Consider the following 12,277-nt stretch of genomic DNA (forward strand, 5'->3'; position numbering starts at 1 on the left):
GAACTACCAGCCTGATGCGGTCGTGGCGGAATTGGTAGACGCGCAGCGTTGAGGTCGCTGTGGGGCAACCCGTGGAAGTTCGAGTCTTCTCGACCGCACCACTCTCCCATGCAGATGGGACCATCCCGGGGATACGGGAAAGACGAAAGGCCCGCAGGTCGCAAGACCGAGCGGGCTTTTTCGTGTTCCGACCTCATGCCGCCGGCGTGCCGGGCCTCACCGGAACTCGATATAGCGGTCGAGCGCGGCGCGGCGCAGCGCGCGGACGATGTGGGGAGCGGCACCGCTGGCGACGATGTGGCCGCCGGCCTCGCGGCAGCGGTTCGCCAGGATGAACATCATGCCGATGGCGGCGGAGTCGATGAAGGTGACGAAGCGCAGGTCGATCGGCACCACCGGGCTGGCGGCAAAGTCCCAATCGCGCAGCATGTCGTGGAAGCGGTTGCCGTCCTCGTAGGTGCAGCGGCCCGACAGCAGGATGCCGTCGCGGTCGCCGACGGTGGTGAAGGCATACTCCATAGGCGCGTCCGGCCCCTCTCCCCGTGATGCGGCACGCCGTGATGGGAACACGAAGGGTTGTTGCGGTGCAAGGGCATGGTGGGAAAAGCATCGGGAACGGCCGTTCCATGCCCGACCGGGCTGGACAAACGGGGGCGGCGCCTCTATGTCGGGGGCGCCCCCTCCGGTGCGGTTCCCGTCCTCTGCGCCGGGACCATGGTACCGCGCGGGGGCCTTCCACAACCCGCAAACCCCGAACGCCGCCCCCGAACGCCGCCGGCCCACCGTCCGATGTGGCGGAGCCGCGTTGCCGTTGCCGTGCCGTCGGCGTCCATGCCGGCATTCGGGCGTTGCCATCGTCGAAGGGAGGGTGCCGGCATGCACACCGATCCCCACACGCCGGACCTGCGGCCGGACAGCGCCGCCCATCCCCATGCCCATGGACATCATCCCGTGGGCCATGAGGCGGAGGACGAACGTCCCTACGGCGTCGATCCGGAGTTCGTGGAAGAGATCGTCGCCCTGCTGCGCGCCCGGGAACGCGACGCCGTTCTGGCACGGCTGGAGGAGCTGCACGCCGCCGACATCGCCGACCTGATCGAGCAGGCCGACCCGGCCGAGCGCGCCGACCTGATCGACCTGCTGCCGGCGGAGCTGGACGGCGAGGTTCTGTCCTACCTGAACCCGGACCTGCGCGAAGCGCTGATCGAACGGTTCGAGCCGCAGGAACTGGCCGCCGCCGTCGCCGACCTCGACACCGACGACGCCGTCGAGCTGATCGAGGATCTGGATGCGGAGACGCGGGCGCAGATCCTGGCGAAGCTGCCCGACGCCGAACGCGCCCTGGTGCAGGAGAACCTGACCTACGACGAGGACAGCGCCGGCCGCATGATGCAGCGCGAGCTGGTCGCGGTCCCGGAATTCTGGACGGTGGGCAAGACCATCGACTTCGTCCGGGCGGCGACCGACACGCTGCCGGAGGATTTCTACGACATCTTCATCGTCGACCCGATGCACCGGGTGGTGGGCGCGGTGCCGCTGTCGCGCCTGCTGCGCCAGCGCCGGGCCGTGCGCATCGCCGATCTGGTCACCGGCGAGGTCGACGTCATCCCCGCCACCATGGAGCGGGCGGAGGTCGCCAACCTGTTCCGCCAATATGCCCTGGTCTCCGCCCCCGTGGTCGATCCGTCCGGCCGGCTGATCGGCGTCATCACCGTCGACGACGTGGTCCGCATCATCGACGAGGAGGCGGAGGACGACCTGCGCAAGCTGAGCGGGTCGGGCGACACCGGCGTGTTCAGCGGCATCGCCGACATCGCCCGCGGCCGTGTCGGCTGGCTGACCGTCAACCTCGCCACCGCCTTCCTGGCGTCGGGCGTCATCTCGCTGTTCGAGGGCACCATCGAGCAGATCGTGGCGCTGGCGGTGCTGATGCCCATCGTTGCCTCGATGGGCGGCAATGCCGGGACGCAGACGCTGACCGTCGTCGTCCGCGCGCTGGCGACGCACGAGCTGTCGTCGGCCAACGCCATGCGGGTGGTGGGCAAGGAGTTGCTGGTCGGGCTGATCAACGGCGGGATCTTCGCCGTGATGGTCGGGGTGATCGCGCTGATCTGGTACGGCCCGATGATCGGCATCGTCATCGGGCTCGCCATGATCATCAATCTGGTGGTGGCGGGGCTCAGCGGCGCGCTGATCCCGCTGGGGCTGGAAAAGCTGGGCGTCGATCCCGCGGTGTCCAGCGCGGTGTTCCTGACCACCATCACCGATGTCATCGGCTTCCTGGCGTTCCTGGGGCTGGCGTCGGCGTTCCTGCTGTGAGCGCAGCCCCGGGACGGCTGGAAGGCGGAACGCCTTACAGGGTGGTGGCGCTGCAGTAGGCCCAGTCCTCGCCCTGCAGCCCGAAGAAGGCGGCGACCGGCTTGGCGCCGGACCGGTCGACGACCACGCGGAACCGGCTGCCGGTGCAGGCGCCCTGGGCCTGCTTGGCGAAGGGCAGCTTGACGTGCTTGGACGTCAGGCAGGCGTCCGACATCTTCGGCGGGGTGGCCGGGCCGTCCACCTTCCTGCCGTTCAGCACCATGTAATAGTTGGTGGCAAGACCGCCCTTGACGTCGGCCTTCACCTCGATCTTGCCGAAGCGCGACTTGTAGAGGCCGGTTTCCTGCTCGCCGTCCGGGGTGCCGCTCGGCAGCGGACGGAAGGAGATGGCGGCGCAGGAGGGCGGATCCTTCGCCTCCGCCGGGGTTGCCTGGGCGGCCAGCGCCATCAGGCCGCCGGCCAGCAGAAGGGCCGCGGTGCGGGTGGAAGGCAGGCTTGCGGACAGCATGGGAAACCCCTTTCGAACCGGTCGGACCATCATTTCGGCATCACGCAGAAGGTGGTCTGCTGCATCAGGGCGCAGTCCTTCTCCGCCCCGCCGTCCAGCATCGACACCTCCACCTGGGTGATGACCAGGGTGCGGCCCGGCTTCACCACGCGGGCGCGGGCGATCATGACATCGCCCTTGGCCGGCGACATCAGGTTGATCTTGAACTCCACCGCCAGCACCTCCGCCCCGGCGGGCATCAGGCTCAGCGCGGCATAGCCGCCGGCATTGTCGGCCAGCGTGCTGACCATGCCGGCATGGAAGAAGCCGTGCTGCTGCGTCAGGTCGGCGCGGAAGGGCAGCCGCATCTCGCAGAATCCGGGCTCCATCGCCGCCATCTGGATGCCGAGCGTCCTGCAGATCGGCTGCTGTTCGAAGGACGCGAGGCAGCGCGCCTTCCAGTCGGGGGTACGGGGTTCGAAGGTGGCGGGCACGGTCGGAAGGTCTCCGGCTTGAGGGGCGGTGCGCGACAGCCTGCGTCAGTCGCCGCTCCGGATCAAGCGGCCGATTGGACAACCGCAGGACGCACGCCCCTTCGCCGTCAGCTGCCGATCAGCCCCATCTGCGGGCTGGAGGGTTCGGCATAGGCGCGCATCGGCATGCGGCCGGCCAGATGGGCGCCGCGCCCGGCACTGACCGCGTCGCGCATCGCCGCCGCCATCCGCACCGGATCGCGCGCCTTCGACACGGCGGTGTTCAGCAGCACCGCGGCGCAGCCCAGCTCCATCGCCAACGCCGCGTCGGACGCGGTGCCGATCCCGGCGTCCAGCACCACCGGCACCGGGCTGCGGGAGCAGATCGTCTCGATGGCGTGCGGGTTGCGGATGCCCAGGCCCGACCCGATGAAGGCGCCCAGCGGCATCACCGCCGCCGCGCCGAGATCGGCCAGCTTGCGGCAGGTGACTGGATCGTCGTTGCAATAGGGCAGCACGACGAACCCGTCGTTCACCAGTTCCTCCGTTGCGCGCAGCAACTCCTCCACATCGGGATAGAGCAGTTCGCGGTCGCCGATGACCTCCAGCTTGATCCAGGGGGTGTTCAGCGCCTCGCGCGACAACTGGGCGGTCAGCACGGCCTCCTTGGCGGTCATGCAGCCGGCGGTATTGGGCAGCAACCCGACCGGGCCGGTCGGGCGATTGGCGGTGGCGCGGGCCAGTACGTCGACGAGGCTTTCCGAATAGCCGTCCAGGCTGATGCGCCGGATCGCCAGCGTGACCAGCTCGCTGCCGCTGGCCTCCAGCGCGTCGAGCATCACCTGCTGGTTCGGATAGCCGGCGGTGCCGAGGAACAGCCGCGAACCGAAGCCGCGTCCGGCAATGGTGAGGGTGTCGAGGGTGGCTTGGGACATCGGGGGAGCCTTTCAAAAGCCCTCTCCTTCGGCGACCAGCCCGGGGAAATCCCCCTCTCCCCCCCGGGGAGAGGGTCGGGGTGAGGGGGATGCATAGGGTGGATTCTCGAGAATCTTCGCCATGCGCCCCCCTCACCCTAACCCTCTCCCCGGGGGGGAGAGGGGATTCCTCCCGTGTCGCGGGGCGGGAAAGGGAAAATGTTGAGTTCAGCCGCCTTGGATCGGGCGGACGATTTCCAGGCTGTCGCCGGGCTGGAGCGGGGTCTCAAGCCAGCGGCGGCGGGGAAGCACGGCGCCGTTCAAGGCCACGGCGACGCCGGGCGTGCCTTCGGCGATGCCGCGGGTGGCCAGAAGTTCGGCGACCGAGGCGGCGGACAGCGGTTCTTCCTGGCCGTTGACGCGGAGGAGGGCGCTCATGCGGCGGCTCCCGCCGCAACGAAGCGGTCGGCGGTGAAGGGGCGCAGCAGCGGATCGGTCTCGCCGGTCAGGACCAGACGGGCGATGCCGTCGGCGGTGACCGGGGTCAGCAGGATGCCGTTGCGGTGGTGGCCGGTGGCGTGGATCAGGCCGGGAATGCCGCTCTCCCCCAGGATCGGCGCGTCGTCGCGGCTGCCGGGGCGGAAGCCGGCCCAGGCCTCATCGATCGGCAGTTCGGCGATGCCGGGCAGGGCGCGCCACGCCCCCTCCAGCAGGGCGAACTGGCCGCCGGCGGTCAGGCGGTCGTCGAAGCCGCGCTCCTCCGTCGTGGCGCCGATCAGCAGCCGGCCGTCCAGCCGCGGGATCAGGTAGGTGCCGGGCGTCCACACCACATGGCGCAGCAGCGGCAGCCGGGCGTCCATGCGCAGGCAGACCATTTGCCCCTTGACCGGCCGCACCGGCGGCTTCGCGGCGGGCGGCAGGCCCGGCACGCCGGCCGACCAGGCCCCGGCGGCCAGAACCACCCGGTCGGCCCGGTGCAGAGTTGCAGCAACACGCACACCAACGGCGCGTCCACCCTCCACCGCCAGAGCCACCTCGCCGCACTGCTCATACAGGCGGGCGCCGGCGGCCAGGGCGGCACGCTGCAGGGCGGCTGCGACCTTGCGGTTGTCGACCTGATGGTCGCCGGCACAGAACAGCGCACCGGCAACGCCCGGCTGCAGGAATGGCTCGCGCCGCCGCACCTCGGCCCCGCCCAGCCATTCCACCGGAAGGCCGAGGTCGCGCTGGAAACCGTGCAGGAAACGGACCTTGGCGGCATCGTCAGCGTTGAGCGCGATGACCATGGTGCCTTCGGTGCGCAGGTCCACCGCCATGCCGCTTGCTGCCTCCAGGTCGCGGGCGAAGTCCGGCCACAGTGCCTGGGAGGCGCGGGTCAGCGGCAGCAGCCCGTCCTCGCCCGGTTCGGTTTCGACGCAGGCGGCCAGCATGCCGCCGGCTGCATGGGTGGCGCCGCGGCCCGCCTGTCCCCGTTCGAACAGATCGACGCGGCAGCCGGCCGACGCCAGCCTCCAGGCGATGGCAAGGCCGATGCAGCCGGCACCGATGACGGCGACGGAGGGACGGATTCCCGATTCGGGAACGGAAAATGGATACGGATCTGGCGCATGGATCATGCGGCGGCTCCCTTCGCTGGAATTACCCAGACAGGTTCGATGGGTGTGTTCTCAGCCGCGCGACCACCGCACGGCACCCCAGGCCTATGACTTGCCTTATGCCAATGTTTCGCTGGCCCCACAAGCAGAATCGGCGCCCGGCCCATCGGGTCGGACGACCGCATGCCACGGCCCTCGATGAGGACCGGCGAGGGCCGTGGCATGGCTTTGAAAGCTCCCTGGCCCCGAACCGAAGGCGCCGATCGCCGTCCTCAGATCGCCAGCGCCTTCACCCGCTCGCGCAGGGTCTGACGGGCGGCTTCCGCTTCGCCGCGGGCGGTCGTCAGGTCGCGGGCCAGCGCGTCGAGGCGGTTTTCGGCCTCCGCCATCTTCGCCAGCGTGCGCTTGTGCAGGTCGCTGCCGGCGGGCAGGGCCTTCAGGTTCTCACGCAGGCGGTCCTGGTCGGCGATGCGCTCCGCCCGGTCGCGCTCCAGCTCGGCGATGCGGCGCTCCTTCTCGGCGACGGCGGCGCGCAGGCCGGCCAGCGTGGTCAGCGCCTGACGCACCTCCGCGGGCAGTTCGGCCGCGTCGGCGCGGGCGGCGATCTGGTCGGCCGTCAGGTCGGTCAGCACGATTCGCTCCTGCCGCGGCCGTTCCAGCGTGGCGGTCAGCGTCACCGTCTTGCCGGCCGGCACCGCCAGCGGCAGGCGGTAGGCGGCGGCCGTCGCGTCGGGCTTGTTGCCCGCCGGCTCGGCAAGCTCCCAGCCGGCGCGGCGCGGATGCTCGATGATCAGGTTGCGGTCGCCGTCGGGAGCGCCGGCAACGGTGTAGGTGGTGCTCTGCCGGTCGGTCACCGACAGGGTCAGCACGCCGTCGGCGATGCTGGCGCGGGACAGCCGGCGGCTGGGCTTCTCCTCACGGTCGATGGTCACCGCCTGATCGACGGCGAAGGACAGCAGCCGGCTGTCGCCCGCCGGCAGCGTCGCCATGCGGGCATCGCCGACATAAGCGCTGGTTGCGGTAGCGGCGCCGTCGCTCTTCGAAGTGCGGTCGTAGAAGGTCAGCAGCCCCGGCGGCAGCGCGGTGTCGCCGTCGTTGCGCAGCCGCAGCGAGGCCAGCGGGTGGCGGCCATCGCTGGCGGGCTGGTAGAGCGCCACCCGCTCCACCGGCAGCGCGCGCGCGGCGATCGGCATCATCAGGGTCCCGCCGTTCGGCACGCTGACCGGCTGCGGGTAACGGAACAGCACCTGGGCGCCCTCGGCGGCACCGGTCTCGGCACTGCGGACCGCGGCGACGGCCGGCGTCCCGGCGGCGGAGCCATAGGGCGCGGTTTTCGCCAGCGGCTCGGCCATCGGAGCCGGGGCGGGAGCGGCCATGGCGGCGGCCGGCGGCGGGGCGGCGCGCGAAGACTCCGCCTGCGGACGCATCGCCGCGCGCGTATCATCCAGAGTCACCGTGCCCTCGTCGGCGCTGGGCAGCACCCGGCCGAGAACCTCCACCGGCACTTCCGGCCGCTCGACGAAATAAGGCGTGTAGAGCGCTTGGCGCAGGGTGACCGGGTTGCCCGACACCACCGTCAGGTCGACGCCGCGCCAGTCCTCGCCGCTGAGATTCTCCAGCACCGCCCAGCCCTGCAGCGCGCCCTTCCCATCCTGGGCCTTTCCATCAGAGGCCTGCCCGTTCTGTGCAGCAGCGCCGTCCGTGCCCAGGCTGAGCCGGTAGGTCGCCTTCCACAGCGGGGTCGCCGCGACATAGCCGACGCGGACCCGGCGCTCGCCCGCCGCCTGGGGATCACGGGGCGCGTTGCTGTGCACGGTCAGCCGCCGCCGTTCGCGCCGGGCATTCTCCGCCACCGCCACCAGCGCCTTGTCGATCTGGGCCTGCACCGCCGGATCGGTGAAGCGCAGCGTGTCGGCCTCCTCCAGCACCAGCTGGCGCAAGCCGTCGGCGGTCATCAGCGTCACCCTGTGCCGCGTGGCGGTGGCACCGTCATTGCCGGACAGCCGCACCGTCTCCTCGGTCACCGACATCAGCCGGCCGGTCAACTGGCGGGACCCGCCGGCCGTCACCTCCGCCCCCTGCATGGCACTCAGCAGCGCCGCGGGGGAGGTCAGGTCGCCGGGCGAGAAGGGCAACTCGCGAAAGGCGGTGTCCAGCGGCTCCGCCCCGGGCAGGCCGATGGTGCCGACGCCACCCTTGTCGTCATAGACCACGATGCTCTTGAGCACGTCGTCGACCTGATCGCGCCGCACCTCCAGCGACAGATCGGCGTCGCCGGTCACCGTCGCCTCATATTCGAAGTAACCGACACCGCCGGTGGACAGCAGGACCCGCGTCAGCGCCAGCTGCCCACTCCCCGGTCCGTTGCCCCCCGGTCCATCGGCCGTTCCGGTCGCCGCCAGGGCGCCCGGTGCCGCCATCAGCAGGGCGGTGGAGGCGAGAAGGATGGCGCGGGTCATGATGGGTCTCTCCGTTTCTGTGACTCCCGATCACCGGCTTAGGCGTGAAATCGGGCGGGAATAGGGAGAGCGTCGCAGTCCGGCGACCGGGTGCCGGGCGCTGGGGTCCGTCAGGGCGTGGCCGCCAGCCAGCGCTCCATCATCATGTGCCACAGCGGTGCGGGAGCCGCCGGGACCGGGCGGGGCAGGGCGGCCGGTGCGCAGGGCGTATGATGGGCTGGATGGTGGGCGCAACGCTCCTGCGCCGGACGGCGGTTGCCGTCGGCGGGCAGGCGCCGTGCCGTCCTGGCGGTGTGGGACGGGGCGCGCTGGGGCGGCGCCAGCGGCGCCGGGGCGTTGCGGCCGGGCATGGTCGCGCTCTCTCGCCGTCCGTCAGCCGAACCGGCCGACCGAGCGCGCCGAGTCGAGGTGGCGCCTCGCCTCGCCCAGCAGCAGACGGTGCTGCGCCAGCGTTTCGCGGATCGACCCGTGCTGTCCATAGACCCGCACCTCGTTCAGCAGGCGATCGGCGCGGTCGAGCAGGGCCAGACGCTCCAGGCAATGATCGACGTTCGACATGGCGGTGCTTCCCCATCACGGCATTGGTCCGGCCCCCTCCGGCGGGCGGCCGTCCCCTGTTCGATGGTCGGCATTTAAACCGCAGCGTGTTTCTGGTTAATGTCCGTGAAGGGGTGATTTTGTGTCGCCGGTGCAGAACGCGATTTCAACCAACTCATGCGGAGGGCCGGGCAGTCGCAGCCGTTACGGGGTTGTAACGCATTGCGTGGCGCTCGCGCGTGAGATAAGAAGGTTTGGGGAGGTAACAGGCATGCACATTCTCGCGGTCGACGACGATGAGCCGATTCGGGAGCTTTTGGCCTCATATCTGGCGGGGGAAGGCTACCGGGTCACCACGGCGCACGACACCGCTTCGGCCAAGCAGGCCCTGGACGGCGATCCTGTCGACCTCGTGGTCTGCGACCTGCGCCTGCCCGATGGCGACGGACTGGGCCTCGTCCGTCAGATTCGCACCGAATCGCAGATCCCCGTCATCATCCTGTCGTCCAAGGACCAGGATGTCGACCGCATCGTCGGGCTGGAGCTGGGCGCCGACGACTACCTGACCAAACCCTTCAACCCGCGCGAGCTGCTGGCCCGCATCAAGGCGGTGCTGCGCCGCGTTTCCAACGACGCGCGCCCGCCGCGCAACCCGGATGAACTGCGTGCCGTCGTGCAGTTCGCCAACTGGGAACTCGACCTCACCGCCCAGCGCCTGCGCGGGCAGGAGGGGCGCGAGGTGGAGCTGACCAAGGCGGAGTTCGGCCTGCTTGCCGCCTTCGTGAAGCGGCCGCAACGGGTGCTGACCCGCGACCAGCTGCTCGACCTCACCCGCGTCGACGGGGCGGAGGTGTTCGACCGCTCCATCGACGTGCTGATCCTGCGACTGCGCCGCAAGATCGAGGCGAACCCGAAGGAACCCCGCATCATCAAGACCGAACGCGGCGCCGGCTACGTTTTCGACGCCAAGGTGCGCACGGTCTGACCTGTCCCGCAGCCGGGGGCGCGCATCCTCCGGACGCACCCCTGGACGCTGTCGCGCACCAGCGTTAGCCTTTCCAAAACAGTCAACGGAGAGGAAACGCGCGTGCCGGATCCCATCGATTTCTATTTCGACTTCGCCTCGCCCTACGGCTATTTCGCCAGCCTGCGCATCGACGAGCTGGCGGCGAAGCATGGCCGCGCCGTCACCTGGCGCCCGGTCCTGCTTGGCGCCATCTTCAAGGTGACGGGCATGAAGCCGAACCTGCAGCAGCCGTTGCGCGGCGAATATCTGACCCATGACGTCGGCCGCATCGCCCGGCTGACCGGCGCGCCCTTCACCTTCCCCGACTCGGCGCCGGTCAATGGTGTCGCCGCCTCGCGCGCCTTCTACTGGCTGACCGACGAACATCCCGAGCAGGCGAAGCTTCTGGCCCGCGCGCTTTATCATGCGCATTTCGCGGAAGGGCGCGACATCGGCCCGGCCGAAACGGTGGCGGAGATCGCCGGCCGGACACTCGGCAGCCTGGGCATCGACCGGGCGGCGGTGACGGCGGCGCTGCAGGACCCGATGGTCAAGGACCGGCTGCGCATGGAAACCGACGATGCGGTGGAGCGCGGCGTCTTCGGCTCCCCCTTCGTCATCGTCGACGGGGAGCCCTTCTGGGGCTGGGACCGTCTAGACATGGTCGAGCGCTGGCTCGCCACCGGCGGCTGGTGACCCTGGCAAGGCTTCGCACCTTGTCGCAGCTGCGGAAAACACTGACGGTTGGGGCGGGCGAACCGCTATAACGGTGGAGTAAGACTTTCGTCGTGGCGTCGGCGACGGCGCCAGCTCCAGTTCCGGTTTGCCGCTCCATGGACCAGATCGTTCCCGACCGCCGTCCCCGGACGGCCAACCCGTCTTCCGCGGCGCCTCCCACCGGTTCCCATGGCGGCCGGGGCGCGTCCAAGTCCTGGCTGGGCGGCGCGTTGCTGACGGCATTGCTGCTGGGCCTGATCGCGCTGTCGATCCGCTCGGTCTCGGGCAACCTGACCTTCGTCCTGCTGGGGTCGGTCGGCCTGGTGGTCGGCGCCTTCCACTACCTGTTTCCGGGCAGCCAGTTCTTCACGCTGGCGCTGACCAATTTCATCGGCGTCTATGCCTGCATCTTCGTCTTCTTCCTGGAAAGCAATTTCCACAACATCAACCCGTTGGCCCAGGGCATCGCCTTCGTGCTGCCGCTGATCGCCTTCCTGGGCGGCGCCTGGTGGCGGGCAGAGGATATCCGGCGGATCGTGATGTCGCGGCGCCTGCGGGAGGGCGGGCATTTTGACCGCATCTTCCTGTGGATGGCGCCGGTGTGGGGAATCGGCGCCCTGACCTTCCTGGTGCCGGCACAGGACATGGAGGCGCAGGCGGTCGGCGCCGTCTTCCTGCTGGCCATGTCGGCCATCGCCGCCATCGTCGCGCTGGTGTCGCGGGACATCGCGATCTTCCTGCTCGACGCCGGCCTGCTGTTCGAAGGGTTCTTCCAGCAATCGGCCCGCTTGGTTCTGCCGGCCTTCGCCTTTCTGACCTTCTATTCGCTCTGCATCATCCTGTTCGGTGCCATCTACACCATCATGGACCGCTTCATGGCGGAGCCGAACTTCGTGATCGAGGGTGTCCGGCGCGACATCAGCTTCGCCGAGGGCATCTATTTTTCCATCGTGACCTTCGCCACCGTCGGCTATGGCGACATCCATCCGGTGTCCGGGCCGGTGCGCCTGATCTGCGGTGTCGAGATCATCATGGGCGTCCTGCTGCTGCTGTTCGGCTTCAGCGCCATCATCGGCCATGCCCGGCCGGTCGGACGCCAGGACCGCAACGACCCGCTCTGAAGGCGGGCGACAATCGCGCATAGCGCGCTATGTTAAGGGCTCTTCCGTCCTTCACGTCAGAGACGTCACAGCCTTCATGCCTCTCCACCTCATCAAGCTCGCCGTCGGTGTCCGCGACCTGGAGCATCTGGCGGAGCTTCAGGACCGCCGCGCCGCTCTCACCGACGGCGGCGAGACCCGCATCCCCGTCTACACCCGCCGCTTGCCCAAGCGCGGCGACGAGCTGCTGGCCGGCGGTTCGATCTACTGGGTGATCAAGGGAAGCGTGCTGGTCCGCCAGCCGATTCTCGCCATCGACACCGACACTGATGAGGAGGGGGAGAGCTACTGCACCCTGCAGCTCGCCGCCGACCGTGTTCCGACGGTGCCGACCGCGCACCGCCCATTCCAGGGCTGGCGCTATCTGACGGCGGAGGCGGCTCCCCAGGATCTGTCCGCGGCGGGCGGGGCAGGGGACGAACTGCCGGCCGACATGGCTGCGGAGTTGCGGGCGCTCGGCCTGCTCTGACGGAACCATCCGTCCGGGCATCCAACATAAAAGTGCAATGATCGGCAAAAAACCGCTTGCCAGTTTTGGGGGAGGGCGCCTATAACCCGGTCCACCGACGGCGGGGCGCTGAACGAAGCGCGGCGCTGGCGGCAGAAACGG

General features: G+C 69.7%; 14 protein-coding genes, 1 tRNA gene and 1 riboswitch. Of the genes, 6 read left to right on the forward strand and 9 right to left on the reverse strand.

Going from position 1 to position 12,277, the window contains the following annotated elements; all coding sequences use genetic code 11:
* Window positions 1-16 precede the first annotated feature (16 nt).
* Window positions 17-101 (forward strand) — tRNA-Leu (locus J2Y49_RS23870).
* Between the two features lie 115 nt (window positions 102-216).
* On the opposite strand, the gene J2Y49_RS23875 is transcribed toward J2Y49_RS23870, so the two are convergent.
* Entirely contained in the window at window positions 217-519 is a 303-nt protein-coding gene (locus J2Y49_RS23875; protein WP_310117469.1) for an STAS domain-containing protein, read from the reverse strand.
* Between the two features lie 357 nt (window positions 520-876).
* Between J2Y49_RS23875 and mgtE the strand changes: the two genes are divergently transcribed.
* A complete protein-coding gene (gene mgtE, locus J2Y49_RS23880; protein WP_310117470.1) occupies window positions 877-2,319 on the forward strand; it encodes a magnesium transporter in 1,443 nt (480 codons plus the stop codon).
* A 34-nt stretch (window positions 2,320-2,353) separates the two neighbouring features.
* On the opposite strand, the gene J2Y49_RS23885 is transcribed toward mgtE, so the two are convergent.
* The 8 genes from J2Y49_RS23885 to J2Y49_RS23920 all read right to left on the reverse strand — a co-directional run bounded on the left by J2Y49_RS23885 (window position 2,354) and on the right by J2Y49_RS23920 (window position 8,805).
* Entirely contained in the window at window positions 2,354-2,827 is a 474-nt protein-coding gene (locus J2Y49_RS23885; protein WP_310117471.1) for a hypothetical protein, read from the reverse strand.
* Window positions 2,828-2,856: 29 nt separating this feature from the next.
* Entirely contained in the window at window positions 2,857-3,300 is a 444-nt protein-coding gene (locus J2Y49_RS23890) for a PaaI family thioesterase (RefSeq protein WP_310117472.1), read from the reverse strand.
* 107 nt (window positions 3,301-3,407) lie between these two features.
* Window positions 3,408-4,214: a thiazole synthase gene (locus tag J2Y49_RS23895; RefSeq protein WP_310117473.1), complete on the reverse strand. Its 807-nt coding sequence runs from the start codon at window positions 4,212-4,214 to the stop codon at window positions 3,408-3,410.
* Window positions 4,215-4,421: 207 nt separating this feature from the next.
* Complete coding sequence (thiS, locus tag J2Y49_RS23900) at window positions 4,422-4,631, reverse strand: sulfur carrier protein ThiS (RefSeq protein WP_310117474.1); 210 nt, start codon at window positions 4,629-4,631, stop codon at window positions 4,422-4,424.
* Window positions 4,628-5,809 (reverse strand): glycine oxidase ThiO, encoded by a 1,182-nt coding sequence (gene thiO, locus J2Y49_RS23905; protein WP_310117475.1) that lies wholly within the window; start codon window positions 5,807-5,809, stop codon window positions 4,628-4,630. Before thiO ends, thiS begins: the two co-directional genes overlap by 4 nt.
* Window positions 5,801-5,900: riboswitch (TPP riboswitch) on the reverse strand. (Overlaps the previous gene by 9 nt.)
* A gap of 160 nt (window positions 5,901-6,060) precedes the next feature.
* Window positions 6,061-8,247, reverse strand: a complete 2,187-nt coding sequence (locus J2Y49_RS23910; protein WP_310117476.1) for a hypothetical protein — start codon at window positions 8,245-8,247, stop codon at window positions 6,061-6,063.
* 110 nt (window positions 8,248-8,357) lie between these two features.
* Window positions 8,358-8,597, reverse strand: a complete 240-nt coding sequence (locus J2Y49_RS23915) for a hypothetical protein (RefSeq protein WP_310117477.1) — start codon at window positions 8,595-8,597, stop codon at window positions 8,358-8,360.
* Window positions 8,598-8,619: 22 nt separating this feature from the next.
* The gene (locus J2Y49_RS23920; protein ID WP_149227850.1) at window positions 8,620-8,805 is read right to left on the reverse strand and encodes a hypothetical protein; all 186 of its coding nucleotides are present in this window, start codon (window positions 8,803-8,805) and stop codon (window positions 8,620-8,622) included.
* A 250-nt stretch (window positions 8,806-9,055) separates the two neighbouring features.
* On the opposite strand from J2Y49_RS23920, the gene J2Y49_RS23925 reads away from it, so the two are divergent.
* The 4 genes from J2Y49_RS23925 (at window position 9,056) to J2Y49_RS23940 (ending at window position 12,136) form a co-directional block, all read left to right on the forward strand.
* A complete protein-coding gene (locus tag J2Y49_RS23925; RefSeq protein ID WP_194914381.1) occupies window positions 9,056-9,769 on the forward strand; it encodes a response regulator in 714 nt (237 codons plus the stop codon).
* A 102-nt stretch (window positions 9,770-9,871) separates the two neighbouring features.
* Window positions 9,872-10,486: a 2-hydroxychromene-2-carboxylate isomerase gene (locus tag J2Y49_RS23930; RefSeq protein WP_310117479.1), complete on the forward strand. Its 615-nt coding sequence runs from the start codon at window positions 9,872-9,874 to the stop codon at window positions 10,484-10,486.
* A 137-nt stretch (window positions 10,487-10,623) separates the two neighbouring features.
* Window positions 10,624-11,628 carry an ion channel gene (locus J2Y49_RS23935; protein ID WP_310117480.1) on the forward strand — a complete coding sequence of 335 codons (1,005 nt, stop codon included), beginning with the start codon at window positions 10,624-10,626 and terminating at the stop codon, window positions 11,626-11,628.
* A gap of 76 nt (window positions 11,629-11,704) precedes the next feature.
* Window positions 11,705-12,136: a DUF1489 domain-containing protein gene (locus J2Y49_RS23940; RefSeq protein WP_310117481.1), complete on the forward strand. Its 432-nt coding sequence runs from the start codon at window positions 11,705-11,707 to the stop codon at window positions 12,134-12,136.
* Window positions 12,137-12,277: the final 141 nt, after the last annotated feature.

Source organism: Azospirillum sp. BE72, from assembly GCF_031455875.1.
Lineage (GTDB): Bacteria > Pseudomonadota > Alphaproteobacteria > Azospirillales > Azospirillaceae > Azospirillum.

Bases quoted from the DNA above. Each gene is read 5' to 3' on its own strand.
- thiS (WP_310117474.1), bottom strand. From the start codon at position 4,631: ATGAGCGCCCTCCTCCGCGTCAACGGCCAGGAAGAACCGCTGTCCGCC.
- thiO (WP_310117475.1), bottom strand. From the start codon at position 5,809: ATGATCCATGCGCCAGATCCGTATCCATTTTCCGTTCCCGAATCGGGA.
- J2Y49_RS23940 (WP_310117481.1), top strand. From the start codon at position 11,705: ATGCCTCTCCACCTCATCAAGCTCGCCGTCGGTGTCCGCGACCTGGAG.
- J2Y49_RS23915 (WP_310117477.1), bottom strand. From the start codon at position 8,597: ATGCCCGGCCGCAACGCCCCGGCGCCGCTGGCGCCGCCCCAGCGCGCC.
- J2Y49_RS23895 (WP_310117473.1), bottom strand. From the start codon at position 4,214: ATGTCCCAAGCCACCCTCGACACCCTCACCATTGCCGGACGCGGCTTC.
- J2Y49_RS23875 (WP_310117469.1), bottom strand. From the start codon at position 519: ATGGAGTATGCCTTCACCACCGTCGGCGACCGCGACGGCATCCTGCTG.
- J2Y49_RS23920 (WP_149227850.1), bottom strand. From the start codon at position 8,805: ATGTCGAACGTCGATCATTGCCTGGAGCGTCTGGCCCTGCTCGACCGC.
- J2Y49_RS23885 (WP_310117471.1), bottom strand. From the start codon at position 2,827: ATGCTGTCCGCAAGCCTGCCTTCCACCCGCACCGCGGCCCTTCTGCTG.
- mgtE (WP_310117470.1), top strand. From the start codon at position 877: ATGCACACCGATCCCCACACGCCGGACCTGCGGCCGGACAGCGCCGCC.
- J2Y49_RS23925 (WP_194914381.1), top strand. From the start codon at position 9,056: ATGCACATTCTCGCGGTCGACGACGATGAGCCGATTCGGGAGCTTTTG.
- J2Y49_RS23935 (WP_310117480.1), top strand. From the start codon at position 10,624: ATGGACCAGATCGTTCCCGACCGCCGTCCCCGGACGGCCAACCCGTCT.
- J2Y49_RS23910 (WP_310117476.1), bottom strand. From the start codon at position 8,247: ATGACCCGCGCCATCCTTCTCGCCTCCACCGCCCTGCTGATGGCGGCA.